The sequence below is a fragment of the Anoxynatronum buryatiense genome (assembly GCF_900182905.1).
Lineage (GTDB): Bacteria > Bacillota > Clostridia > Peptostreptococcales > Tindalliaceae > Anoxynatronum > Anoxynatronum buryatiense.
Genome location: NZ_FXUF01000002.1, coordinates 248,174 through 273,277, shown reverse-complemented (window position 1 = coordinate 273,277; position 25,104 = coordinate 248,174). Strand labels below are relative to the sequence as shown.

At 46.8% G+C, this 25,104-nt stretch carries 25 protein-coding genes, 1 riboswitch and 1 other annotated feature; of the genes, 8 read left to right on the top strand and 17 right to left on the bottom strand.

The window, feature by feature from the left end:
- Window positions 1-313 precede the first annotated feature (313 nt).
- The gene (locus QOL74_RS03980; RefSeq protein ID WP_283408145.1) at window positions 314-877 is read left to right on the top strand and encodes a rubrerythrin family protein; all 564 of its coding nucleotides are present in this window, start codon (window positions 314-316) and stop codon (window positions 875-877) included.
- A 145-nt stretch (window positions 878-1,022) separates the two neighbouring features.
- On the opposite strand, the gene QOL74_RS03975 is transcribed toward QOL74_RS03980, so the two are convergent.
- On the bottom strand, window positions 1,023-1,922 hold the full coding sequence (locus QOL74_RS03975; protein ID WP_283408144.1) for a phosphatidylserine decarboxylase: 900 nt from the start codon (window positions 1,920-1,922) through the stop codon (window positions 1,023-1,025).
- 447 nt (window positions 1,923-2,369) lie between these two features.
- Here QOL74_RS03975 and QOL74_RS03970 point away from each other — a divergent pair, with 447 nt between their 5' ends.
- The 5 genes from QOL74_RS03970 to QOL74_RS03950 all read left to right on the top strand — a co-directional run bounded on the left by QOL74_RS03970 (window position 2,370) and on the right by QOL74_RS03950 (window position 7,601).
- Window positions 2,370-3,536 carry a DUF3798 domain-containing protein gene (locus tag QOL74_RS03970; protein WP_283408143.1) on the top strand — a complete coding sequence of 389 codons (1,167 nt, stop codon included), beginning with the start codon at window positions 2,370-2,372 and terminating at the stop codon, window positions 3,534-3,536.
- 120 nt (window positions 3,537-3,656) lie between these two features.
- Window positions 3,657-5,285, top strand: coding sequence for a sugar ABC transporter ATP-binding protein (locus QOL74_RS03965; RefSeq protein ID WP_346771711.1), 1,629 nt, complete (start codon window positions 3,657-3,659; stop codon window positions 5,283-5,285).
- Window positions 5,272-6,312: an ABC transporter permease subunit gene (locus QOL74_RS03960; RefSeq protein WP_283408142.1), complete on the top strand. Its 1,041-nt coding sequence runs from the start codon at window positions 5,272-5,274 to the stop codon at window positions 6,310-6,312. Before QOL74_RS03965 ends, QOL74_RS03960 begins: the two co-directional genes overlap by 14 nt.
- Window positions 6,312-6,605, top strand: a complete 294-nt coding sequence (locus QOL74_RS03955; protein ID WP_283408141.1) for a hypothetical protein — start codon at window positions 6,312-6,314, stop codon at window positions 6,603-6,605. The genes QOL74_RS03960 and QOL74_RS03955 overlap by 1 nt, the downstream gene beginning before the upstream one ends.
- A 12-nt stretch (window positions 6,606-6,617) precedes the next feature.
- A complete protein-coding gene (locus tag QOL74_RS03950) occupies window positions 6,618-7,601 on the top strand; it encodes an ABC transporter permease subunit (RefSeq protein WP_283408140.1) in 984 nt (327 codons plus the stop codon).
- A gap of 163 nt (window positions 7,602-7,764) precedes the next feature.
- Here QOL74_RS03950 and QOL74_RS03945 read toward each other — a convergent pair whose 3' ends face one another.
- The 3 genes from QOL74_RS03945 to rarD all read right to left on the bottom strand — a co-directional run bounded on the left by QOL74_RS03945 (window position 7,765) and on the right by rarD (window position 9,979).
- Window positions 7,765-8,259, bottom strand: a complete 495-nt coding sequence (locus QOL74_RS03945) for a ferritin family protein (RefSeq protein ID WP_283408139.1) — start codon at window positions 8,257-8,259, stop codon at window positions 7,765-7,767.
- A gap of 88 nt (window positions 8,260-8,347) precedes the next feature.
- A complete protein-coding gene (locus QOL74_RS03940; RefSeq protein WP_283408138.1) occupies window positions 8,348-8,962 on the bottom strand; it encodes a histidine phosphatase family protein in 615 nt (204 codons plus the stop codon).
- A gap of 108 nt (window positions 8,963-9,070) precedes the next feature.
- Window positions 9,071-9,979, bottom strand: a complete 909-nt coding sequence (gene rarD, locus QOL74_RS03935; RefSeq protein ID WP_283408137.1) for an EamA family transporter RarD — start codon at window positions 9,977-9,979, stop codon at window positions 9,071-9,073.
- 240 nt (window positions 9,980-10,219) lie between these two features.
- Window positions 10,220-10,438 (top strand) — a binding site (T-box leader).
- 158 nt (window positions 10,439-10,596) lie between these two features.
- Here rarD and QOL74_RS03930 point away from each other — a divergent pair.
- A complete protein-coding gene (locus QOL74_RS03930) occupies window positions 10,597-10,770 on the top strand; it encodes a hypothetical protein (protein ID WP_283408136.1) in 174 nt (57 codons plus the stop codon).
- A 51-nt stretch (window positions 10,771-10,821) separates the two neighbouring features.
- Here the strand turns inward: QOL74_RS03930 and QOL74_RS03925 are convergent, their stop codons facing one another.
- Window positions 10,822-11,607, bottom strand: coding sequence for a YdcF family protein (locus QOL74_RS03925; protein WP_283408135.1), 786 nt, complete (start codon window positions 11,605-11,607; stop codon window positions 10,822-10,824).
- A 203-nt stretch (window positions 11,608-11,810) separates the two neighbouring features.
- Here QOL74_RS03925 and QOL74_RS03920 point away from each other — a divergent pair, with 203 nt between their 5' ends.
- On the top strand, window positions 11,811-12,482 hold the full coding sequence (locus QOL74_RS03920) for a TetR/AcrR family transcriptional regulator (RefSeq protein WP_283408134.1): 672 nt from the start codon (window positions 11,811-11,813) through the stop codon (window positions 12,480-12,482).
- Here the strand turns inward: QOL74_RS03920 and QOL74_RS03915 are convergent.
- The 12 genes from QOL74_RS03915 to QOL74_RS03860 form a co-directional block, all read right to left on the bottom strand.
- Complete coding sequence (locus QOL74_RS03915) at window positions 12,402-13,733, bottom strand: ABC transporter permease (RefSeq protein ID WP_283408133.1); 1,332 nt, start codon at window positions 13,731-13,733, stop codon at window positions 12,402-12,404. The genes QOL74_RS03920 and QOL74_RS03915 overlap by 81 nt on opposite strands.
- Window positions 13,726-15,762 carry a COG1361 S-layer family protein gene (locus QOL74_RS03910; protein ID WP_283408132.1) on the bottom strand — a complete coding sequence of 679 codons (2,037 nt, stop codon included), beginning with the start codon at window positions 15,760-15,762 and terminating at the stop codon, window positions 13,726-13,728. The genes QOL74_RS03915 and QOL74_RS03910 overlap by 8 nt, the downstream gene beginning before the upstream one ends.
- 24 nt (window positions 15,763-15,786) lie before the next feature.
- Complete coding sequence (locus tag QOL74_RS03905; RefSeq protein WP_283408131.1) at window positions 15,787-16,476, bottom strand: ABC transporter ATP-binding protein; 690 nt, start codon at window positions 16,474-16,476, stop codon at window positions 15,787-15,789.
- 194 nt (window positions 16,477-16,670) lie between these two features.
- Complete coding sequence (recD2, locus tag QOL74_RS03900; protein WP_283408130.1) at window positions 16,671-18,839, bottom strand: SF1B family DNA helicase RecD2; 2,169 nt, start codon at window positions 18,837-18,839, stop codon at window positions 16,671-16,673.
- Between the two features lie 92 nt (window positions 18,840-18,931).
- A complete protein-coding gene (locus tag QOL74_RS03895) occupies window positions 18,932-19,585 on the bottom strand; it encodes a sortase (RefSeq protein WP_283408129.1) in 654 nt (217 codons plus the stop codon).
- A 25-nt stretch (window positions 19,586-19,610) separates the two neighbouring features.
- Window positions 19,611-20,303 (bottom strand): hypothetical protein, encoded by a 693-nt coding sequence (locus QOL74_RS03890; RefSeq protein ID WP_283408128.1) that lies wholly within the window; start codon window positions 20,301-20,303, stop codon window positions 19,611-19,613.
- A 116-nt stretch (window positions 20,304-20,419) separates the two neighbouring features.
- On the bottom strand, window positions 20,420-21,268 hold the full coding sequence (locus QOL74_RS03885) for an HDOD domain-containing protein (protein WP_283408127.1): 849 nt from the start codon (window positions 21,266-21,268) through the stop codon (window positions 20,420-20,422).
- A gap of 156 nt (window positions 21,269-21,424) precedes the next feature.
- Window positions 21,425-21,925 carry a prolyl-tRNA synthetase associated domain-containing protein gene (locus tag QOL74_RS03880; protein ID WP_283408126.1) on the bottom strand — a complete coding sequence of 167 codons (501 nt, stop codon included), beginning with the start codon at window positions 21,923-21,925 and terminating at the stop codon, window positions 21,425-21,427.
- Window positions 21,926-21,941: 16 nt separating this feature from the next.
- The gene (gene pgeF, locus QOL74_RS03875) at window positions 21,942-22,775 is read right to left on the bottom strand and encodes a peptidoglycan editing factor PgeF (protein ID WP_283408125.1); all 834 of its coding nucleotides are present in this window, start codon (window positions 22,773-22,775) and stop codon (window positions 21,942-21,944) included.
- A gap of 109 nt (window positions 22,776-22,884) precedes the next feature.
- Window positions 22,885-23,157, bottom strand: a complete 273-nt coding sequence (locus QOL74_RS03870; RefSeq protein WP_283408124.1) for a YkoF family thiamine/hydroxymethylpyrimidine-binding protein — start codon at window positions 23,155-23,157, stop codon at window positions 22,885-22,887.
- Window positions 23,133-23,807: a class I SAM-dependent methyltransferase gene (locus QOL74_RS03865; protein ID WP_283408123.1), complete on the bottom strand. Its 675-nt coding sequence runs from the start codon at window positions 23,805-23,807 to the stop codon at window positions 23,133-23,135. Before QOL74_RS03865 ends, QOL74_RS03870 begins: the two co-directional genes overlap by 25 nt.
- A complete protein-coding gene (locus tag QOL74_RS03860) occupies window positions 23,804-24,880 on the bottom strand; it encodes an ABC transporter substrate-binding protein (RefSeq protein WP_283408122.1) in 1,077 nt (358 codons plus the stop codon). Before QOL74_RS03860 ends, QOL74_RS03865 begins: the two co-directional genes overlap by 4 nt.
- 83 nt (window positions 24,881-24,963) lie before the next feature.
- Window positions 24,964-25,072: riboswitch (TPP riboswitch) on the bottom strand.
- Between the last annotated feature and the right edge of the window lie 32 nt (window positions 25,073-25,104).

The window sequence follows — 25,104 nt, the reverse complement described above, 5'->3', positions numbered from 1 at the left end:
CATTGTACCATAATCCGATTTAAATGGCTTCTCCGGCCCTGTTTTCATTTATTTGCATTTCATTTTGTCTTCATGCTGCAACTAAACTCCGATTATCAGAAATCAGCCTTTTTTCACTTCACGAAAACGTGATCATACACATACATGTCCATTTAATATATTGTCATCATTCCAATGTGATTGCATTTCATAATTGAAAAAGTTTTATTTGCCTGTTATTTTCTTCACCCGAAGGGTATAATGTAAGTGGTCTGTGCGGCAATATCTTTATGAAGCACACAGGCTGCCATCACATATTGAGAGGAGAAAAATAATGAATCCAATGACTGCATCAAACCTAAAATCTGCTTTTGGTGGCGAAAGCATGGCTCACATGCGCTACATTTCCTGGGGTGAAGCCGCAAAAAAAGAAGGTTTTCCAAATGTCTGGAACCTTTTCAATGCTGTTTCATACGCTGAACAGGTGCACGCTGCCAACCATTTCAGAGAGCTTAAAAAAGAAGTTGGAGAGGCTTCTGTCACTGCCGGCGCCGGATTTGGCATGACTAATACTGCCGAAAATCTTCAAGGAGCCATCGATGGTGAAAACTATGAGGTTGACCAGATGTACCCTGCCTTTATTCAGGTCGCCAACATGCAGGAAGAAAAAAGCAGCATTCGCTCTTTTCAGTTTGCCCTTGAAGCTGAAAAAACACATGCCGCCTTATTCACCGAAGCCAAAGGCCGGGTTGAGCAGGGAAAAGACTTTGATGAAAGCCGTGTTCATGTCTGTAACATCTGTGGTTACACCATTACCGGTGAAACCGTTGAAGATGACTGTCCTATCTGCAAAGCCAAACCTGAAATGTTCCGCTGTTTTGACACCAACGTTCAGTAGTGCACCATATGCCTGATGACCATGATCAGGAGACATCATTTGATTTCCTGTGATTCCCAGGCCCTTGTTTAAACGACACCCACTTCAGCAAAAAGGGTGTCGTTTTTTTCTTTCCTTATCTCTCATTATCACTGCACTGCCTGTTTCATTGATTGGTGATATCGGCAATGGCTTCCCCCATTTTGACAAGCGTCTCATATCCGGCTTCCGTATTATTCAGGAGATCATCATCTATTTTGATCTTTCCATTTTCAAATAGCAGGATCACCGTCGAACCTCCGAACTGAAAATATCCCTTTTCCATTCCTTTCGAAACAGGCATCCCGGCGGAATAAGTTTGACAAATGCTGCCCACCAGCGTTGCCCCCACTTCGATGAAAGCCATGTTACCTGCCTCAAGAGTCTTCATCATCGTCACATCTCTTCTATTGCGACAATAGATTCCGGGCTGTGCCTTTAAAGCCACCGGGTTAACAGAATCATAACGCCCTTTGATGGTTCTGGCTGGCCCTGGAATACCATCACAGGGAAAGTGGAAGCGATGATAATCCACAGGGCTCAGTCGAATCACGATGGCTGATCCATTTTTAAACATTTCCGCCTGCTGTTCATTTTGAAGCAAGTCAGAAATGGTAAACGACTGGCCTTTGATTTGCAACATCTGAAGGTTGCGAATCGACTGGTATGCCAGCAGGCGTCCGTCTGCCGGAGAAACCAGCCGGTGTTGCGAGGAATGGACAGGGCGCGCTTCCGGTTTAAGCTGTCTCGTGAAAAAGTCATTGAACGAACAATAGGCCTCCGGTGTCTCCCGATCGGCTTCTGACAGGTCTATATTCATTTCCCGGATAAACGCAGCCACTCTTTTGCGACTAAAACGCCTGTCCTGCACGACCCCTGCCAGCGACGAAAACCATTTGCGGTTTAAGAGCATCGTCATGAGGCGATTTCCAGCTTTGTTCTCATAGCTCCATTTGACAAAAGTCTCACCTGCTATTTTTTCAGTTCTGATTTCATCGGTATGGCGTTCACGATAATCGAGCTGCATGTCAGTCAAATCCTTTCTAAATACTGTCACTCCATTATACCCTGCACGTACAGGAAAGACAATGATCCTAATTTTGTCCGTCTCAAATGAGATGCCTGGTATCGATAACTGTCAATTTAACCCGTCTTTGGGATAGAGACTTTTGTCATCTTTGACAATGCATATCAACAATTTGCAATCGCTTTATCGCAAGGCTAAATGCATCGAATTTTCTTGCTTTTTAACTTCGGGTGAAGTATAATTCATCTGAAAGTAGTGAAACGTTTGTACAGTTGAAATCAGTCAACGCATTTCTCGAAAGTGTCATTAACAAATTTCCTTTTTTTCCACAGCCGGCGGATGCCGGTTGAGATAGAATTGAAAGGAGGGGATGCGGGAAAGTATTTGATTGTGTTGTTTCGCCAACGAAGATCGTCAAGAGATTAAAGACAAAGGGAGGATATTCATTTGAAAAAAAGCCTATTGATTCTTTTAGCCCTGCTGATGGTCATCAGCCTCGCTGCCTGTGGCAGCCCTGCACCAGCCCCTGCACCGGCACCTGCGGACAGCGGTTCCGCTGAAGCCCCTGCTGAAGCCCCTGCTGAGGCATCTTACAAGATCGGGATTATGACCGGTACTGTATCTCAAGGCGAAGAAGAATTCCGCGCCGCTGAAAACATGAAAGCCATGTATGGTGACATGATCGTTCTGTCCACCTACCCTGACCGTTTTATGCAGGAACAGGAAACCACCATCACCAATATGATGGCCATGGCTGCCGATCCTGACGTAAAAGCCATTGTCATGGTACAGGCGGTTCCCGGCGCAGCAGCAGCTGTTGGCCGTGTACGCGAATTGCGTGAGGACATTCTCATCGTATTGGGCGTTCCTGGAGAAGACCCAGATGTTATCGCTGATTACGGTGACGTGATCATCCAGACCAATGACCTTGCCCGTGGTGCTCAGATCGCTCAACAGGCACAGGCCATGGGAGCTGAAACACTGGTTCACTACTCCTTCCCCCGCCACATGTCTTATGAAATGCTGGCAACCCGTCGCGACTTGATGAAAGCTGAAGCTGAAAAGCTTGGCCTGCGTTTTGTTGAAGAAGACGCTCCAGACCCAACAGGCGATGCCGGCGTTCCCGGAACCCAGCAGTTTATCATGGAAGACCTGCCGCGTAAAGTGGCTGAGTATGGCACCAGTACCGCTTTCTTTGGTACCAACTGCTCCATGATGGAACCCATGATTCGTCAAACCGTTGAAACAGGAGCTATCTTCCCTGTACAATGCTGCCCATCACCATACCATGCCTTACCGGCAGCACTGGGTATTTCTGTTCCTGAAGACAAAGCAGGCGACCTTGACTACATCCTTGGTCAGATTGACGAAAAATGTGAAGATGCAGAAATGAGCGGCCGTGTTGCCACCTGGTCTGTTCCTGTTAATATGATGTATGTTGAAGCCGGCGTGAAATATGCCATCGAGTATCTTGAAGGCAGAACCGACGGCAAGGCAGATGCAGCTGTTCTGACATCCATTATGAGTGATGTGGCTGATGGCGAAATCGTCCTTGAAACTTATGGTGATTATGACCATTACTACCTCTATCTGGGAGCTCCCATCATTTTCTAAGAAACCTTTTAAACAGCATAACCATGCAGGTTAATAGTCACTTTATCCAGTGTGCAAGGCGCCCAGCCTTGCACACTGTTGTGTCAAATAACACTCTTAATGAAGGAGGGAACAGCACTCTTGAACGCAGACAAGCACACCGAACAATTCGTTCTGCAGATGCAAGACATTGGCAAAGTCTACTATGGCACCCGCGTGCTGGGTGGCGTAAATCTGCAGCTGAAGCCGGGTGAGATTCATGCCGTTCTCGGTGAAAATGGTGCCGGTAAATCAACGCTGATGAATATCCTGTTTGGAATGTCAGTGATCCACAACACCGGAGGATTCGAAGGACAGGTGCTCATTAATGGCAAGCCTGTTGAGATCAAATCGCCGGTGGAAGCCATGCACCATGGCATTGGTATGGTACATCAGGAATTCATGCTTATTCCCGGTTACACCATCACCGAGAATATCAAGTTAAACAGAGAAATCACCAATCCCAGCTTTCTCAGCCGTATTGCCGGAAAAAAACTGGAAACTCTTGACATGGAAACCATGAATAAAGATGCACGCGCTGCCCTTGATAAGCTGGGCATGAATGTCGAAGAGTGGGTTCGGGTTGCAGGACTTCCCGTAGGTTTTATGCAGTTTGTTGAAATCGCCCGGGAACTGGATAAAGAAAATCTGAAAGTATTGGTTTTTGATGAACCAACCGCTGTTTTAACTGAAAATGAAGCCCAGAAACTGCTGGCTTCCATGAGAAAAATCGCATCAGAAGGAATTGCCATCCTTTTCATCACCCATCGACTGGATGAAGTCAAGCAAGTTGCTGACCGCATCACTATTTTGCGTGATGGTCAGCATGTCATCACCAAAAATATCGAAGATACTGATGTTTTTGAGATGGCTAATCTGATGGTGGGTCGTGAAATTGATCTGTCTTCCAGAGATTTTGAAACAAATGATGACCGCAAGGTGCTGATGTCCATTAAAGATCTTTATGTGGATATGCCTGGAGAAGTAGTTAAAGGAATCGATCTGGATATATATGACGGTGAGATTCTTGGCATCGGCGGACTTGCAGGACAGGGAAAAATCGGTCTTGCAAACGGTATCATGGGACTACATAAAGCTGAAGGCAATGTGCAACTGGACGGTACACCGGTGAAGCTGAATGATCCCTTTGCTTCGTTGCGTCGTGGTCTCGCCTTTGTCTCTGAGGATCGCCGCGGGATTGGTCTTCTGCTGGATACTTCCATCGAAATGAATATTGCCATTACTGCCATGCAGATCCAGCGGCAGTTTGTGAAACAGTACGGTCCCCTCTCACAAAAAGAAACAGATCGCATCCGGGAACATGCCCTCAAAATGATCCAGGAACTGGACATTCGTTGCACTGGTCCCGAACAAATTACCCGTCGCCTCAGTGGTGGTAATCAGCAAAAAGTGTGTATTGCCCGCGCCTTGACACTAAACCCAAAAGTACTGTTTGTTTCCGAGCCTACCCGGGGCATCGATGTGGGTGCTAAGAAGCTGGTACTGGATACGCTGGTTCAACTGAACAAAGAATATGGCATGACCATCATCATGACCTCCAGTGAACTGGCCGAGTTACGTATGATTTCCCATCGCATCGCTATTGTTAACGAAGGCAGATTGGAAGGAATTCTGGCACCTGATGACAGTGATGTGGATTTTGGTCTGATGATGGCAGGCGAATATCACAAAACCAAAGGCCGGGAGGTGATTGCAGATGGACCAAATTAAAGCTAAAGTCAAGCAGTTTGGCCTTCCCCGTATTATCATTGTTGCTTTTCTGTTATTTCTATGCGTCCTGGCCATCATGCTGAATATTCCCATTACTGATTTGATTTCTGATGCCCTTGTAAGAACAGGAATGAATGGTATTCTAGTTTTATCAATGGTTCCAGGCATACTTGCAGGTATCGGTCTGAATTTTGGGATTCCCATTGGCATCGTCTGCGGACTCATTGGCGGTCTTCTGGCCATCCAGTTCAATCTTTATGGTTTTACCGCCTTTTTTGTTGCAGTGTTGATCAGCATCCCACTGTCTCTGGCAGCCGGTTATCTTTATGGCTTGCTGTTAAACCGGGTCAAGGGTTCTGAAATGACCATTGCCACTTATGTGGGCTTCTCCATCGTTTCCCTAATGAGCATTGGCTGGCTGGTACTGCCTTTCACCAGTGAAGAAATGCGTTGGCCAATTGGAAGCGGCCTGCGAACCACCATTACACTGCAGGGACGCTACGAACGGATCTTAAATCATTGGGGGTCCTTTAACCTGATGGGTGTCACTGTTCCCAGCGGCCTGCTGATATTTTTCGGTGTCTTTTGTTTTCTGGTGTGGCTGTTCCTGAGAAGTCGTACCGGCATTGCTATGATTGCCGCCGGTGATAATCCCCGCTTTGCCACAGCTTCAGGCATAAGTGTAAACCGGATGCGCGTCATAGGAACCATGTTGTCAACAGCTCTCAGTGCCGTCGGCATCGTGGTTTACAGCCAAAGTTTCGGATTTATTCAGCTTTACCAGGCTCCCATGTTCATGAGTTTTGCTGCTGTTGCTGCCGTTCTCATCGGCGGTGCCACTGTCAAAAAAGCCACGATCACCAATGTTATCATTGGCGCTTTCCTGTTCCAGTCATTATTGGTTGTCTCATTGCCTGTGGCGAATAAAATCCTGGAAGATGTGAGCAGTCTGGCCGAAATTGCACGCATCGTTATCAGTAACGGCATCATCCTGTATGCATTAACTCAGATTGGAGGTGGCGAATAATGGAAGACAATTTGAAAATCACCCCTCCAAAAGAAAGCTGGTTTCAACAAGCCAAACAAATGCTGGTCAGCAACATGGTGACAGTCTTCTTTATTGTGTTGTGTGCCATCGGTTTCTATTACTCAGGTTTGACTGTTGGCTTCCTGCTCAATGACATTATCACACGCATGGTTCGTAACAGCTTTCTGGTACTGGCACTGTTGCTGCCTGTTATGGCAGGTATGGGTTTGAACTTTGCCATTGTCTTAGGTGCCATGTGCGCCCAGGCGGCGGTGATTTATGTGACACACTAGGGGATCCCTGGAATGCCGGGAATCGTCGTTTCTGTCCTGTTAACAACCCCTCTGGCAATTTTACTGGGATACCTGACGGGCAAACTATTTAATCGAACCAAAGGACAGGAAATGATTACAGGACTGATTCTGGGCTTTTTCTCCAACGGGATCTACCAGCTGATCTTCCTAATATTACTGGGATCTGTCATTCCCTTTTCCAATGAAACTCTTGTGCTCAGTTCTGGAGTCGGCCTGCGAACCACCGTTGACCTGGCTGGTGGCCTGCGCTATGCCATTGACGATGTCTGGAAGCTCCCCTTCACCATCGCCGCCATTCTCTTCGGGGCCGGCGTCATTGCCCATGGCGTCTATCGTTACATGAAGGGCATTCCCGCCATGGATCAGGCTCCCCGAAAAACACGGTATCTGCTTTCAGCTGCAACGGGAGTTGCTCTGATTGTCTGGAGTTTTTACGTGCGCGGAACCACATCCATTATCAACATGATCACCGTTCCCATGCTGACGGCCATTTTGATTGGTCTCATGTGCGTATTTACCACCTGGTTTGCCCGCACTAAGTTGGGGCAAGATTTTCGTACTGTAGGGCAAGATCAACACATCGCATCTGTTTCGGGAATCCATTCGGATAAAACCCGGCTTATTGCCATGATTTTGTCCACTACTTTCGCTTCCTGGGGACATCTGATTTTCCTTCAAAATTTGGGGACATTCAGTACCTATGGCAGTCATGAGCAAATTGGATTCTACTCTGTTGCTGCTCTTCTTATTGGGGGTGCTTCTGTTACCAACGCTAAAATCAGTCATGCGTTGTTGGGCACTTTCCTTTTTCACACCCTGTTTATCGTATCGCCTCTGGCAGGCCGAAACATATTTGGTGATGCACAACTGGGCGAATACTTCCGTGTCTTTGTCGCCTATGGTGTTATAGGTGTTTCACTGGTGATGCACGCCTGGAAGAAACAAATTGAAGGACGCCGTCGCTTAAGTCAGTAATCAGATTCCATTATCATTCTTTATTGAATAACACCGGGTCTTCTTAGAAGCCCGGTGTTATTGCATTGATAAAACGATTTATCTCCAGCGTCTTTAACCTGGCACTTTCTTTCTCAATAAATAAAGCCTCCTGCGCGGAGGCTTAGGTGCTTCAAATCGTTGGTTAATATCTCAGGTATTTCACCAAATCCACCATTCCGCGGCTCAAAACAGCCTGCAAATGGCGTCTTTCTTCATTAAGTATTTTTTTCATTTCAGCAGGTGCCAGGTCAGGGAAAAGTGTCTGCAACTCGTAAATATACATAATACCGTCACGTTCCACTTTTTCTGCTATTTCAAGAGCTTCATCCTTTGTGTATTTCCCCTTGATTTTTTCCATCGCCACATCAACATCTGCGAACATATCATTTTCCATCAGGGATTCCAAATATGCCAGATCTTCTTCTGACACTTCAGCCACTCCTGCAGCGGGCAGGCGGTTTAATAACTCTGTGTAGATTTTTTCGTGCCGCTTTTCGTCTTCTGCCAGTAACTGGAACAGATTAGCTCCTTTTCCCACTTCCATCTGAGCAGCCAGATTGGTATACAGCTCAGCCACTTTTGCTTCATTCCGAACCAGTACCTGAAGTAGTTTGCCTGCATTAAACTCAACTGCCATTCAACATCACCCTTTCCGTATTAAGTAGATTCCCACTACAGTACCATTACCCGGAAAATAGCAATTCTAACAAGTCAGTCGCAAATAATCATTCATCGAGATGCGCTGTGCATCCCAATAATCCGACCCGTGCACCTTCTGCGTCAAAATGAATTTCGGAAAGGCTGGTTTGCCTGATCTTTGCCACTTCCCACAAATGATTAATGGAGCAGTTCAAATAATGGGTGAGCAAAACACGAATGGTAATGGCATGACTGACCACCAGTATTTTCGTATTTGTATGCTTTTTTGCCAATGATTCCAGCGCATTTACTGCCCTCTCCTTTACAGCAGCAAAGTCTTCACCCCCATCGGTCCCCTGAAAGGCTTCCGGTTGTCGAAAAAACGATTCATATCCTTTTGGATCAATCGTTCTGATTTCTTCATAGTGTTTCCCTTCCCAGCTTCCCAGACTTATTTCACTCACATCTGGCAGCGGGATCACCGGCAGCTGATGCCAGGAAGCGACTAAACCTGCGGTTTCCATGGCCCTTTGCCGGGGGCTGGCGTAAATCGCCCCCAGTTTCATCACCTTAAGACGCTCGCCGGCTTTCAATGCTTCATGTTTTCCAAGGTCTGTCAGCGGAGAATCACCACTGCCCTGAAAACGCTCTGCCACATTCCATTCTGTCTGTCCGTGGCGCATGAGAAATATGGTTGTCATGTTAACACTCCTTGTTGATTTAATCGGATAAGTTGATTGCAGTACAGCTTAAAACCTTATTGATCTTGTATGTTTGTATCCTGATCAGACAGATTGTGCCGGCGGTTGCTATTTGGGTTGGCGCCTTTTTCTGGTTTGTGCCAAAGAGAAAATCAACAAACCAGACCAAATCAGTGCAAAACTAATGGCATGAGTGGTTGAAAACGGCTCCCGGAATAAAAAAATCCCTAAAAGCAATGAGATGGATGGCGACAGATACTGAGAAAAACCAAGAACTGACATGGTAATCAATTTGGCTGCCTGGGCAAACCAGAGCAAGGGCAGTGCTGTCAACACACCCGACAAAATGAGCAATACCACTGTCACCCATGAAACCGTCTGAAGAGTGGCCATAAAGGTATTGAGATTGACCGCCAGGTAAATCAGTGCAACAGGAGCGAGAATAAGTGTTTCGAGCCCGAGGGCCACCAGTGAATCCACCTGTACCATTTTCTTGCAGAGTCCATATAGTGAAAAACTGGTGGCCAAAAAGAGAGAAATCCAGGGAACCTGCCCGTACTGCCATGTGATAAACAGAACCCCTGCAAATGCCAGTATAATTGCTGCGCCTTCCATCGGATTCAGTTTCTCCTTAAGAATCAACATACCCATTAAAATGACAATCAACGGATTAATGTAGTATCCCATACTTGCCTCAATCACATGGTTGGCATTAACTGCCCAAATATAGACAAACCAATTGCCAGAAATGACCACTGCTGAAAGAAAAACCCGAAAGAGTTGCTTTTTATCCCGAATCACTGATTTAACGGTTTCCATCTGATTCCTCTTTTTTAGTAAAAAAAACACAAAAATAGCCGACCAGATAATTCGATTTGCCAGTATGACACCTGCTGAAAAAGACTGCAGTGTTTTCCAGTAGAGAGGCAGGAATCCCCACAGCATAAACGCAGCCAATGCATAATAGATACCTCTGACAGCACTTGTGGTTGAAGATGTTGATGATTCAGTTGACATAGTGTCGCTTCCTTTCGACCAGCTATTATGCATCTCATTTTAACTCATTTTTCATTCTTAGGTTTAATCAATTTTTATCATTATACTCCTGATCTGCCCGATGATCAAATGAAACCCACGCTTTCAGCATTGATTCGCGTTGCACTTATTACTAATTTTTAATGTTTAAAATATTTTATCTTTTTTGGCGATTCCTCTTGACGCCATCATTTTACCCTGCTATAATTTGTTTTAATATTATGAAACGCAATGACGGAGACTTCTTGATGCAAAACGGGTTACAGAGAATCGGTGGTGCTGCGAACCGATACCCGGGCTGACAGATCTCGCTCCTGAGCAGTTCCAGTGAACATTAATTAGCTGGAACCGGTGGCGCCGATATCGCCGGGTTTGTTCCCGTAAGTGGCTTGCTTCTGCAGGCAAAAAAGGTGGTACCGCGGATAGTTATCCGTCCTTTATTTTAAGGACGGATTTTGTTGTTTATATATCCCTATTCCAACAATTGCATTTTTATCTTGCAGAAGTCATGCTAAAAGCGGAGGTGATACACGCTTAATTGTCTGTTTATTTGAACTATTCGTCATTTTTTCAATTGTTTTATTAAAAGGAGGATTCCAATGACCAGAATGAACCCCAGCACCCCTCAAAATAGTACTTCTCAAGGATGTACCACTCCCAATCTTCAACGAAAGCAGATGAATCAATCAACAGCTGTTCAACAATATGCCATTAACCGGGGTGTTTGTACCATGAACTTCTTCGGTGCCGGATCAGCCAAAAATGACTGGTAGTTCCATATGCCAGATCATGATACCAACCACTGAAGCGACAGGGACCATCCATTACCCTGTCGTTTTCTGTTGACTCACTGGCCAGTCAAAAAGCATGGATTTGAAAATGGCAAAAAATTCTCTGATGGCATATTTCCGATAAAGGCCAATTGGTGAATGCGCTTCCATTCCGTATGCTTGAAATCCAAAACGTCTTGCCAGCATCAAGCTTCGTAATAAATGATAATCGCTGGTAATAATGAGCACTGCATTCAGAGAATGATTTTCCTGCATGTTCATCAGTTCAGCAGCATAAGTAATATTTTCCAGCGTGTTGGAAGCTTTTTCTTCCAGAATCATCCGTTCCGGTTCAATTCCATGACGTTCCAAATACCATGCCATTACCTGCGCTTCCGATGCCAATTGACCATCACTGTGTCCGCCTGTCAGAACAACCGTACTGTTCGGACGATCTTTCAGGAACAAGGCCGCGGTATCCAGTCGCCCCGCCAATGTAAAGGAAGGCTCCTTTCTTACAATTCCGGCTCCAGGCACCAGTGCAATCACGTCGGCCGGCACATCTTTTGATGTTGAAACCACCAATAGAAGCCCCTGTGTTGCCAGAAATATACTGATCAACAACACACACATCCCCGCCAGCCAATTGCGAATTTTATATGGCCATGGATATGTGTTTTGGCACTTCTTCTTCGATTCATCTCCCAAATACCTGACAAACGCCACACTGAAGCAACCCAGACCCGCCAGGATCCATCCATAGCCGAAGAACGTTAGGCCATTGGCCCGCACCCATGTGACAAGTGTCAGTATCAAACAGCTTAAACCGGCAATGATCATTTCAAAACACCTTTCCAGAAAAATGGGCTTATTTGTGCATTTCCTTTCGATTCATTTCCTTTCCAATTATAACCATTCTTCTCGATGAAAAACAAGCACCATCCATTGCTTCACACGTTAAAATACAACTTTCGTCAGAGTTGCGACATTTTAGTTATTTTTGGGGTATCATTCGAGTATGACGTCGAAAGGAGTGCTTTGATTTGAGCAAAAGAGATGATTTGCTGCATCATACATATGAGTTGTTCTCTAAACACGGGGATAGTGTATCGCTAAGTACCATCGCAGAAGCTGCTTCCATCAAAAAGGCCTCCATTTACGCCCATTTTGACAGCAAAGAAGACTTGCTTTTTCAAGTGATTAATACGCATATTCAACATTACAGTTGTGCCACAAAAAAACAGCTTGAAAAACTGGAAAAAGAGTCACTCGAAGTGACTCTCAAACAGTTTTACCATTTTAATTTGCATTACTTCCACGAACCCACACGTCTTCTTTTTTGGAAACGTTGTTTGTTATTGTCTGAAGGACCTCTGAAGGAGCGGGTTGAGCTGGCTCACCGGAAAGTACATGATCGAAATATGAAGTGCCTTGCTGATCGATATCTTCAGGATACCCACACTTATCAAAAACCTTCCGGGAGTCTGCCCATTTTTATTAACAGTTATCTGGTACTGCTGCTGGGAATGCTCTATAGCCTGTTCACCTTTGAACACGATCTTTCCAGCTATGATCATACTTTCGAAGTTTTTTGGAAAGGGCTTCGCCAGCATCAGGTTGATTTTGATGCTTCATCAATCATTTCGGATCGCCTCCAAAGCACTAAGCTTCATCGCTCGTCGGGCAGGAGAATATCCGGAAACAATCCCTATTAATGTTGAAAATGCTATCGCCATCAGGGCCAGTTGCAAGGGAATCACCGACATGCCACTGGTACTACCCGGGCCCATAAAACCAGCACCAATGTGATTGAGACCTACTGAGATCAGATAACTGAAGCAAACGCCCACCACGCCGCCACTAAATCCAATCAACCCCGCTTCGATCAAAAACAATTTTTTAATATCTGTCAGTTGTGCACCAATAACTTTCATCACGCCGATTTCCCGGGTGCGTTCATAGATACTCATGACCATGGTGTTGGTGATTCCAATCGCAGCAACCAACAGACTGACTGCTCCAATGCCTCCCAGAATCCCCTGGATCATGCGGGAGGTTTCTTTCATGGAATTCAGTATGTCTGTCAGACTAAATGTCTGATACCCCAGTGCCTGGATGGCAGACTGAACTGATTCCACATCTTCGATGTTATCCACCTTAACACGCACCCGTTCAAACTGGCTTTGATCGTTACGGCTGCGATCGTTGCGATTGTTCCGCCGCTCTTCTTCCATGATTTTTTCCAGTGAACTGCGATTCATATAGGCTGAATAGTCTTTCTCACTGTTGCTCTCCTCCAGAATCCCCACACCTCGCACATCATACACTTTCGGTGGCGTGCTGTCGGTATCATCCTGCCACCGATTTCTGGTTTCACCATACTGCATGTCAGTGGTCATCACCATTTTTGCAGACAATACGTCAACCGGCGGTGGATTATCCCGGTTCATCCCATAGTAGTAATTGCGTTGCATTCTTGGATTATAGAAATCGTAGGCAACGCTTTTTCCAAACACAATCGTATCACGGTCTGAAGCCTGAAGCAGGCGTCCATCCTCCACCGAAAACCCAAATGGTTCCATTACTTCGGGATCAATACCAATGACATTCACATAGCCCACATACCTGCCGGCAGCCATTTTCATATAAATGCTCCGCACCGGCATAACTGCCGTAACCCTCGGAATTTTTTGGAACTGAATCACCGATTGATCATCAAGTTTGATTTGCTGTCCGCCCGACCCCATGCCGCCGTCATAGTAGCCATAGTTGTTGACATCGATAATTGTCAGATCGCCCATATAGGAAAGCTGCTCCTGAAACCCCCGGTCCATGGCAATCCCCAGTGAAAGCATCACCACAATGGAGCAGGTTCCAATCACGACTCCCAGTACCGTCAAAACAGTTCTGGTTTTCCGACGGAATAAATTACCCAGACCCATGAGCAACAGATCCCGATTATTCATCGTCTTCCACTTCCTCTTTTTTGCGTTTCCGTTTTCGATATATCACCACACCTACTACTCCCATTACAGCAATTGCTGCCGCCAGCCATTTTCCCAGGGTGTTTCCGCCATCAGGCTGTGGTTCTTCAAACCAGAAATCATCAGGCGGCGCCATCATTTCCATCACTTCAATCGAAAATGGTTTTTCAACTTCATGTGACTGGTTAATTTCGTCGTCATACCGAAAGATGACTTTTCCTTCCATTTTTCCGGGTTGCAGGGGAATCAGCTGGGCATCGTAGTAGTTACTTTTGCCTGCCTCCATATTACCAATATATAGTGATCCATCAGAAGTATCAAAGTCGCCTTCAATGCTGACCAGCAGATTTCTGACCAGCCCTCTGCCGCCGTTATAGAACTCAAGGCTGACGGGAATGGGATTGCCTACAAAAGCCTCCATCCCTGTTTCCACTTCTCCGAAAACCAGCTTGGCCTCCTGAATCACCGGAATACCGATGAGTTCTTTGGATTGATGTGATGTTCCATTTTCATCCTCATATTCAATATCAGCATAAAGATTATGGACTTTGTAAGATGCGTCAGGTTTGGGCCGGAGTGTGATTTGCTGCTGACTGCGGCTTCCCGGTGCAATACGGTTGATATACATCGTGTTACTACTACCCACCGGCGAAAAAACATCGCCTTCTGAGGTGAAACTGATTCGAATATTACGCACCGACTGGGCTGCATGGGTATTCAGGAAAGAGATATCCAGCGGAAAACTATCGCCAGCCTGTACATAATCGGTGTGATAATCATATCGGTCAACAATAATTTTGGGAACTCCACTGCCGCCGGTATCTCCCACCATCACGCCGGCATACTGAATCACCGCATTTTGATTTCCACTGCTCCTGACGGGCTCGACCCGGATTTCCAGAGGGTAGTTTTTGGATTCAATGCCATCTTTTGCAAAAAAAGTGAATGTCACTTCTTTTGCTTCGCCGGCTTCTAAGGACGCAATTTGCTGCATTGCCGGAGTTTTGGGAAGGAGCGCTTCGCCGCCTTCTGCTTTTACCAGAATTTCTTCTATGCGCGTACCCGATGTGTTGCGAACATGAAGGGATACGGGAAAATCGGTGTAAGGTTGTACACTGTTGGCAGGAACCTGTAGATTCTCAATGGCAATCAATCCGCCTGAAAATCCACTGCCGGAAACCGGCAGATAAAGTTCTTCTTTTGATTCATAGGCTGTTCCATAATCATCCTTGAACTTCATATTGAGCTGCAAAGGATATGTTCCCTCTTCAATACCCGATTCCACTCTCAAGGGAAAGGGAACCGACCTGACTTCATCCGGTGCCAACTTATCAATCTTTCGTGTGGGATAGGTGGTATCCATGTAGATTCCGCCTGTTCCAAAGCCCGAGAGTGTCAGATCTATTTCTTCCAACGGCAGGTCTCCCATGTTGCGAATATGAATATTGACAACGTTACTGCCACCGGCAGCCAGCCGTCCACCTGTCATCTGAATTTCCTGAATGATGAGTGTTGGAGACTGGAGGTCATTTTCAATGCGCACATACATCACATCTGAAAAGGAATAGCGGTTGTTTAGATCATCATTGGCATATTCCACCCGAAAAGGAATGGTATAGAGGCCTGATGGTGCATTGGTTCTGGCTGTGAGGGGAAAGAGGGCCTCTGTTCTGCCTCTACCCCGAATGGAGGAAACACCTTTGCGAAAATTCAACCCTTCCATGACAAAGGGAAATTTCGCAGGGTCATCAATTTGCAAAGTCACCACCACATCCCGGGCCTCGCCCTGACCGGTATTGTGCAGGGGAATGAGCAGACGACTGTCCTGCCCGGCTTTAAAGGTAGGTGTGCGTGACTGGGTTCCCATGGTGATATTGGGGTAATAGACAATTCTCTCTGGTTGATTAGGAGTTCCATTATCATCCCCATCTTCTGTCGCCCATGCAGTGAGCGGTGTTAGAAGCAGAAGTACTGCCATTATAAGTGCAAACCATTTCTTTCCATACTGCATTTGTCAATTCCCTCCCAGGTCTAATCAATGATTTTCCAAGATTGTTTCGATATTTCCATCCAAAATGGTGTATACCCGATCTGCGTATTTGGAAATACCCGGATCATGTGTCACAATGACCAGCGTTTGCTGGTGGGCTCGGGCCATTTCCAGCATCAGGCCCATTACCTCCAAACTGGTTTTAGAGTCCAGGTTTCCTGTTGGCTCATCTGCAAAAACCACCGGCGGTTTACTCACAAAAGCACGGGCGATCCCCACCCGTTGCTGCTGGCCACCGCTCATTTGCATGGGCCGGTGCTTCAAATACTTGCCCAAGCCCACGTTTTCCAACATCTCCGCAGCCAATTGGTTGCGTTTTTTCAACGGCACGCCACGAAAGGTCAACGGCAAACTCACATTTTCCAATGCCGTCAGCATGGGCATCAAATTGTAGGATTGAAATACAAAACCAATGTTGCGTTGCCTAAAGAGGGCCAGTTGTGTCTCCGACATTTTATCAACTCGTTTACCCTTAATGATAATTTTTCCTTTGCTGGGTTTTTCAAGGCCAGCCATTAGATTAAGCAGGGTGGATTTCCCTGAACCTGAGGTTCCCAAGAGGCAGCAGATTTCTCCTTCTGCAATACTCAGGGAAATATTATCCACCGCAACCACTTTTTCATCTCCCAGACGATAGACTTTTCTGGCGTTCTCCAGTTCCACTGTCTTCTTCATTCAAAAGCCTCCATTATTAACTTCAATCAATATGCACCTCATGCACCTCATGCACCTCACTATCTCTTTCAGACCACCACTATTTATAGACGATCTTGTCTGTGAAAATGTTTCAACAATCATCAAAAAGACTCCTGATATCTTATTCAGAAGTCTCTTCACTGTCTGTCATTGTCCGAACTGACCTCATGTCATTATTCGATCGATGATGTTTCAAAACTTGATTCAGCTTGCTGACAGTAGTATTGCAACCGCTGAGCCAACCGGGTGTTGCGTTGCGTCACCCGGTTATTTTTAATGGCCATGGCGATGGCTCTTTTGGTTCCAATCAGTACAAAAACCTTTTTCGCCCGGGTCACGCAGGTATAGAGGAGGTTTCGCTGTAACATCATAAAATGCTGTGTGGTCAACGGGGCAATGACAATGGGGTATTCACTTCCCTGACTTTTATGCACTGTCATGGCGTAGGCCAGCACCACTTCATCCATTTCTGACAGTTGGTACTCCACCGTCTGGCCATCAAAGTGAATGTACACCACCCGGTTCGTCTGGTCAATGCCTGAGATTCTTCCAATATCGCCATTGTAGACATTTTTATCATAATTATTCCTGATTTGCATCACCTTATCATGGATTCTGTAGACCGTCTGACCAAACTGAATGGTGTTGGTTTGTGGATTCAGGGTCTCCTGCATCAGGCGGTTCAACTGATGGGTGCCTGTGCTGCCGCGCTGCATGGGGCAAAGCACCTGAATATCCTGTACAGGATCTATTTGGTAGTAAGCCGGCAGTCGTTTTTGGCACAGCTCCAGAATTTGTCCTGGAATTTTTTCGGGATCATCTGATTCCAGAAAGAAAAAGTCACGGCGACCCTTCCCCGATAAATATGGAAACTCACCTTGGTTAATACGATGAGCATTGGTCACAATGAGACTGCCTTTTGCCTGTCGAAAGATCCGTTCCAGTTGGACAACGGAAACGCATTGGGAGGAAATCAGATCTTTCAGCACATTCCCCGGGCCCACAGATGGCAGTTGATCCACATCTCCCACAAAAATGACCACAGCCTCTTCCCTCAGGGCTTTGACCAGATGATACGTCAGAATGATATCCAACATGGAGGCCTCGTCAATGATGAGCACATCACAGTTCAAGGGATGCTCTTCATTCTTTTTGAACCCTTCTCCCGGCTTAAACTCAAGCATTCGATGAATGGTTTTCGCTTCCCGTCGGGTGGTTTCTGCCAGGCGTTTTGCTGCTCTACCGGTGGGTGCACATAGTTGAATGCGGGCACCCAAGGATTCAAAAACAGACAAAATTGCCATGGTGGTGGTGGTTTTTCCTGTGCCAGGTCCACCGGTCAGCACCATGCATTTGGATTGAATTGCAGTGGTCACGGCCCGCTGCTGGATCACATCATAGTTCATTTTTCGGGGTAACCGCTGAAGGATTTCTTCCTCTGACAGATGAAAGGGAGATGGCTTCTGAATCATCCTGGAGATGCGCCTTGCCACACCTTCTTCGCTGTGATAAAACACCGGAAGATATAGTTCTCCACCATCCGTTTCCACCAGCTTTTTTTCGGTTATGAGTTGGTGAATGCCATCTGCCATCTGAGTGGATGACACTTCAAGTATTTTTATGCCTGCCTGTGTCAACTCATCCGGTGTGGCATAGCAATGGCCATCCCCTGACAGTTCATTGATGACATACAAAATTCCCGCCATAATGCGAGCAGGGTGATCATGGGTGAATCCCAGGTTTGAAGCAATCTTATCGGCTGTTTTGAATCCAATTCCCCAAATATCCTCTGCCAGCCGGTAAGGATTTTCCTGAACCAGCGCCACGCTTTTTTCCCGGTATATTTTAAAGATTTTAACTGCATAGGCTGTTGATACACCATGAGACTGAAGAAAGAGCATCACGTTCTTCACTTCTTTCTGTTCATCCCAGGCTTCGCGAATGATGGTGGCACGTTTTTTTCCTATTCCGGGTATTTCAATAAGTCTTTCGGGTGTTTTCTCCAGCACATCCATGGTTTCTTCCCGAAAGAACTGTACGATACGCTTTGCATTAACCGGACCCACGCCTTTTATCAGACCGCTTCCCAGATATTTCTCAAGGCCATGCAGGGTTGCGGGAATTTTTTCCCGGTACTCTGTCACTTCAAATTGCCGGCCAAAACGGGTATCTGTCTTCCAGTCGCCACGGGCTTCCAGTACAGCCCCCACGCTGACACTGCCCATGGTCCCCACAAAGGTGATCAGGTCACGATGACCGGGCATCTTCACTTTTAATACACAATAGCCATTTTCCGGATTCTGGTAAGTAACGCGTTCCACCAGTGCTTTCACTGTTTCCATCTGAGAGTCCTTCCTTTATGTCCTGTTTGACTGATCCGTCATCCATTCATGTTCATTCTATCACAGCCCCACCCAGATGGACAACGCACTGATTAAAGGGGTATTTCATCCTTTAGCACGGCAAAAACCACCAATCTGTGAGTTGCAATTCTGATGGGTGTGCAGGCAAACAGTGTCAGCCTGGTTTCCCGCTGATCACCCAGCGTGATCCAGATTTCTGCCGGGTCAACCACTGTTATTTGCTCCACCTGGAAGTGATAGGCAGTAGTTTCATTGGAAAAATAGATCCAGTCATCAATATCCAGTTCATCCAAACGGTTGAGGTGGCTGCCAAATTCATACATGCGATGGCCTGAAATCACTGCATTGCCGGGCGCACCTGGCATATGGGTACTTTTCATCAATGCCGGTGCCCGGTTCAAATTCGCTGGTGTTGCATCAGCAATCACTGCCATATTGAAATTAATCGCCGGGATTTCCAGCCGCCCCAGTGCACTTCCAGAAGATACCTGGTTCGCAGCAAACTCAGGCATCAGTATGGCGGCAGGTTCCATCGGTTCTTCCGGTTCTGTTTCCGGTTCAGGAGGCTCCGGTAAATCTGGCACCGTCGGTTCTTCCACCGGGGGCGGCTCCGGAGTTTCAGGGGTTGTATCTGGCTTCAGCCACAACTCCCAAACAGCCACACCCATTGCAAAAACAATAACAAGTATCCATAGCGTCAGTCGCATGCGTGCCGTTTTTTTCATCTTGCAGCCCTCGCTTTACATGACATCAATTAAACCAGGTCCATGACAGGATTTCCACATCTTCCGGCAGTATAAAAAGTTCCGGCGGAAAGGGTCCCTCTTTAATATCTGTATACACCCGCTGGTGAACCCGGCCGTCAGCCATCACCATTTCTTCCTTTAGAGGCAGGCCATATTCCACTGAAATCCAGGCGCGGTAGATCTCTTCGCCATTACGATGAGGTGAGCGCACTTCGAAATACAAAGCTTCCTGCTTAAGGTAATCCAGTTGTTCCACATTTTGAATGCGACTGAGAAAAACCGGATCATATCGGTCGCCCGAGACAGCATAACGGCTTTCGTCCAACACTCCCGGAGGAATTTCTTCTTCCCGATAGCGGAAACCAATGGCTTCATTTCGCTGGGGATCAATCTGGTAATAAGCACCATCCTGTTGTCTTGTGAGTAGAATGGTCATATCCCCTGTACCGAAGTTGTCAAGCTCAACCCGTTGTGCATATCCCTGATTCCAGACACGCATAATCCCGTAGTGACCATTGCTGAAAGCATACGGTGTCGCATAATAGTACCCCTGCAACCCATCAGGTTTCTTCATGATTTCCCGCCATGTATCTGCCGCATCGGGCTGGTGTATCCCCAAGATCATAAGCATCATAACCGCGATGAACACATTCATGTAGCGGAAGTATTTTTTATTCACGGCATTTGAACTGTTCATTGTCGCCCCTCCTGAACATCGAAATCATCTATGACATAATAAATACCCCAATGACAAAAAAACAATCCGGGAATCATTCTCATGGGAGTCCCCGGATCGTTTGGCAGCATTAATATTCATTTTTTAAAAGCATCCTCATCTTCCAGCAGATCAATCAGTTCAGACATCAGCTGTTGAAGGTCGTTTTCATCCACGCTCAGCAAGGTCATGGCTTCCTGCGAAAAATGATAGGCCAGTCCATCAGCACCCATCTGTACGCCCAGCATCATCACCAGTGCATCAGCCAGATGGATGATGGCCACCAGACGGGGATTAATAACCGCTTTCCCAGGTTCATGGTGAAGGGCAATGGACTCTGCCAGGTCTCCGGGTAAATGCCATTTTTCTGCGATACTGGCCCCCACCTGGCCATGATGAAATCCCAGCACCGCTTCTTCTGCTTCCATAAACGTGATCTGGTCATTTTCAACCTTTTGCTGAATCAATTCAACCTGATCTTTTAGATAAGTGTCCAGAATCACCTTTCCAATATCCCGCAACAATCCTGCCACGTATGCTTCATCTGGTCTGGCATATTTCACTTTTTTGGCAATGAGCCTGGCGGCAATGGCACAGGTCTGTGACTGCCGCCAAAGCGCTTCTTTTTCAAGGGCATAGCCTGGCAGCTCACGGGCCATTAACTGGCTTACAGAGGCCGCCATGGCAATACTCTTGATGGCTTGAAAACCCAAGACAACCGTCGCCTGAGAGATGGTTGATATGGTTCGTGAGTAGCCATAATGGGTTGAGTTTGCAAAGCGCAGTACCGTCGCTGTCAGGCTCTGATCCCGAATAACTTCATTTTCAATATCGTGAACCGTCGATTCCGGCGATTCTGCCAACTGAATAATTCGAGTAATGGTATGCGGAAAAGCAGGTATGTCTCGAACCCGTTCAACGATTTCTTCCATAGATATCTTCGTCATATGCTCGCCCCATTATTGACAGATTAGTGCTTCTGTCTTCTATTATACCTTTAATCTCAAAATCCTCAATAGCTACAACGACTCACTTTCAATATCATCAATATTAATTGATGTCAGTTGCAAAGGCGCACTACTTTTTCTGCAGCCTTTTTTTCTTTAAAGTGCCATCACTTGAGAGGGATTACCTGTGGATTGCACAAAAACTTCAAAGTCATCATAGCGCAGGGTGACTGTCATGGTATTCACATTGGGGTGAAAATTAATCAGTTCTGTCTGTCGAAGCGTCTCATCCAGAATCAGTAAGACCTGATTATTTTCATCATTAATGAGTCCAAAGGGACTCACTGAACCTGGTTCCAACCCCAAATACTTCATTAAGCGCTCTGGCGAGGCAAAGCTGAGATTCCCCAATCCCAACTTTCGTCCCACCTCTTTCACCTGAATGGCTTTTAGGTTTTCCGTTACCACCAGTACATGGTTTCTCCCTTTGTGATCCCTCAGAAACAGGTTCTTGCAATGCAACCCTTCGATTCCCGCATCATGCTTCATGGCTTCTTCAACGGTATAGACTGCCGGGTGTCGGTGGAGGGTGTATGAAATTCCAAGCTGATCAAGTACCTGAAAGACTTTTTGAGACTGCTCTGCTTCATTGAGCATGATACACCTCCCATCTCTATTTGCCATTAAGCTGCATGAGTGCCGCCATTGTTCCCCGCTGCTGCCCATGGGCCCTGTGGGAAAAGAGAATAGATGCATGACAGCAGGTGCAAACTTGCGATTGAATGATTCTGTTGTTCATTATTCCGGCCTGCATGAATAGCTGCCGATTGATTTCAGGGAGTGACAGACGCCACTGTTGGTCATTGACAGGGCTGATAGAAGTGTCTGCTAATGGAAGTTTTTCTCTGAAACTGCTGTAAACGTCTTCGCGAATGAGATAGCAGCATGCATCGATGGCGGGCCCAATGGCAGCCAGCAGGTTCCTGGGCTTTGATCCATAAGCTGCTGTCATTTCCTGAACCAGCTTCACCGCCAGTTGGCTGACAGTTCCCCGCCATCCTGCGTGCCCCAGCCCAATGGCTTTATTCACCGGATCCAAAATGTACAGGGGGACACAGTCGGCATGAAAAGTCATTAACGGAATTCCCGGTTCATTGGTGATCAGTGCATCCACATGACTGTAATCTCTTTTTTGGGCCAGCCCTTTACCTGCATCTTGTCTGGTGACCTGACGAATGCACGTCTCATGTGTTTGGTGGGTCAAAACAGCCAACTGCCAGTCAACACCCAATGCACCGGTAAATCGCCTGTAGTTTTCTGTGACATGGCCGGGATGATCACCACTGTTATACGCAAGATTCATGGTTTCATAAGAGCCGGTGCTGACGCCGCCCAGACGTGTGCTAAATCCGTGATTCACTATTCCTGTTGCTTCAAATGCCGGAAAATATCCATAGGTGACACCGCTGGTTTCCCGCCATAAAAAATGCTGATGAGCCGATTCCATTGTGTTTCCACCCCAAATGTATATTCACTGCCTGTGCAGTCGATTCTCTTCTTTCTTATACCACAAAACCGGAACCCTGTCCATGTAATGGCAAAGTCCCGGTCTGTCTTTAGCGGCGACAGCCGCATTTATTGGAAATCATCAGATTCATGGAGAACCGCACCTGGGAATCGTCCATAGTTTTATAAATGTGTTGGATTAATGCACACAACGATTCCGCATCACCCCTGATCAGGGTGGATACCGGCCCCACTTCTGCTTCAAGACCGCTGGATTCAATAATTTGAAGCACCTGCTCAACAGCGGCGTCAGAACTGGTTGTCTCCAGTGGCAAAAAGGCCAACTGGCAGGTGCCTGTCACCGTTTTTGCCAGAGCGCACATATAAATCCTCCTCGGTTGTGTTGCCTGAATTGGTCTTCCTGTTCCAGAGTCCACTGATCGTCTGGTGTATCCGGCGGAAGAAACAGACAGCTCCCGGTCTTCACCAGTTGGTTTGGCTCCCATGCCTTCATGTCATCCAATGACTTAAACGAAGCATGCTTAAAAACGGTGTTTTTTTGAAAGTCAGGAGAAGTATATAATTCTCCCCAGGCACTCTCCCGGTTAATGGTGCCCACCAGCAAAAAACCGCCGGGCTTCAATACCCGAAATAATTCTTTCAGTGCTCTTTCAGGTTCGCGAATGAATTCAAAAGCCGCCATGGAGAAGACGCCATCGAAGGTCTGATCCGAATAATCAAGTTGGTACATGTCCATTTCAACAAATGGAATCTCAAAATCGGCGACCTTGGCTTTTTCCCGGGCAAAAGCAAGCATTTCGGTGGACACATCTATTCCCGTAACCGCCACTCCCTGTTGAGCCAGTTTCAGGCTGAAGTTTCCGGTGCCACACCCGGCATCCAGCACCTGCATCCCTGGCTGAAGGGGAAACAGCTTCATGGCCAGATCAGTTTCAACCCGGTCCACCAGACTGCCCATGGGTGTTGTGTACCACTGGTCATATTCGTTGGCAACACTGTTAAAAAAGGTCATTTGATATCACCCGCTTCAGGAAGATAGGCGTTGGTGAAGGCTGCAGATGCATCCAGCTGATTTTCCAGTAATCCCTGCTGAAACATCCAGTGGGCATAATCTTCCCAGACCGATAGCTTCATTTCTCCCCAGCGGGGGGCATCTGCCTGATACTGCTGCGCAAGGTACTGCTGGCTGGCCACCACCATCGCTTCATCCAGCTCAGGGACTGCTGCCAGCAAATGTGCGGCGGCTTCTTCCGGTTGTTGCATTGCAAATTGATATCCTCTGGCAGACGCCCTGACAAAAGCTTGTACCAGCTCAGGCTCTTCATCGATGAGCTTTTCGCTGGTAATTAATGCTGGTGTATAGAAATTCAGCGCCGGCACATAATCCTGCAGAAGAATGAAATTGATATCGTAATCCCGCAGTTCAGCGGCAATCCCATCCCACCCATAGTAAATCCAGGTGAAATCAACGTGGTTTTCAACGGCATCAAAAAAATCAGCCGTTCCGATGCTCATCATCTCCACCTGAGAAAAATCACCGCCATCACTTGTCATCAGCGCTTGCAGCATCGCTTCTTCCACCGGCGAACCCCAACCTCCGTAAGTCTTTCCTTCAAAATCTCCAGGATGTTCGATGCCTTTAGATGCCGGCGAAGCAAATCCGGAGGTGTTATGCTGGATAATGGCGGCAATGGCCTTGATGGGCAATGGATCAGCAGCGGTGCGGGCATAAGTCACCTGTTCCTGATAGCTGATGCCAAACTCACCCTGGCCGGCTGCGATTAAATCAGCACTGCCCCCATGAGTGGGCTGAATGATCTCCACCTCCAGACCCTCTTCTGCAAAATACCCCATGGCTGCGGCGCTGTAAAAACCAGTGTGATTGGTGTTGGGCACCCAGTCCAGCACCAGCGTAACAGCCTGCAGCGGCTCACCGGGCACCCCGCTGTCGGAGGCCGGCGGCGACTGACACCCGGTAATGGCTCCTGTCACCATAAGGCCTGCGATGAGCAATGCCGTGATCCATCCGGGGAAACTGATACCGTTTCTTTCTTTGCTCTGTATACGGTTGTACTGATGCTTCATTTGACCGTCCTCCTGTTGATGTTTTTTGAGGCCTGATCCGGTCCACAACATAAAAAAACCCGTAGCCACAGCGGTTACAGGGTTTCAATGATTTTATTGATCCCTCCGCTGGCATTATCCAGATCAGGTTGCGGGTCGGAACAGAATAGTTCCCTCTCAGCCGAGTCTGTCTCAGCTCCCCGTTTTCATTTGTGCCTTTTAATTATACTGCTCTTCGCAGGTTA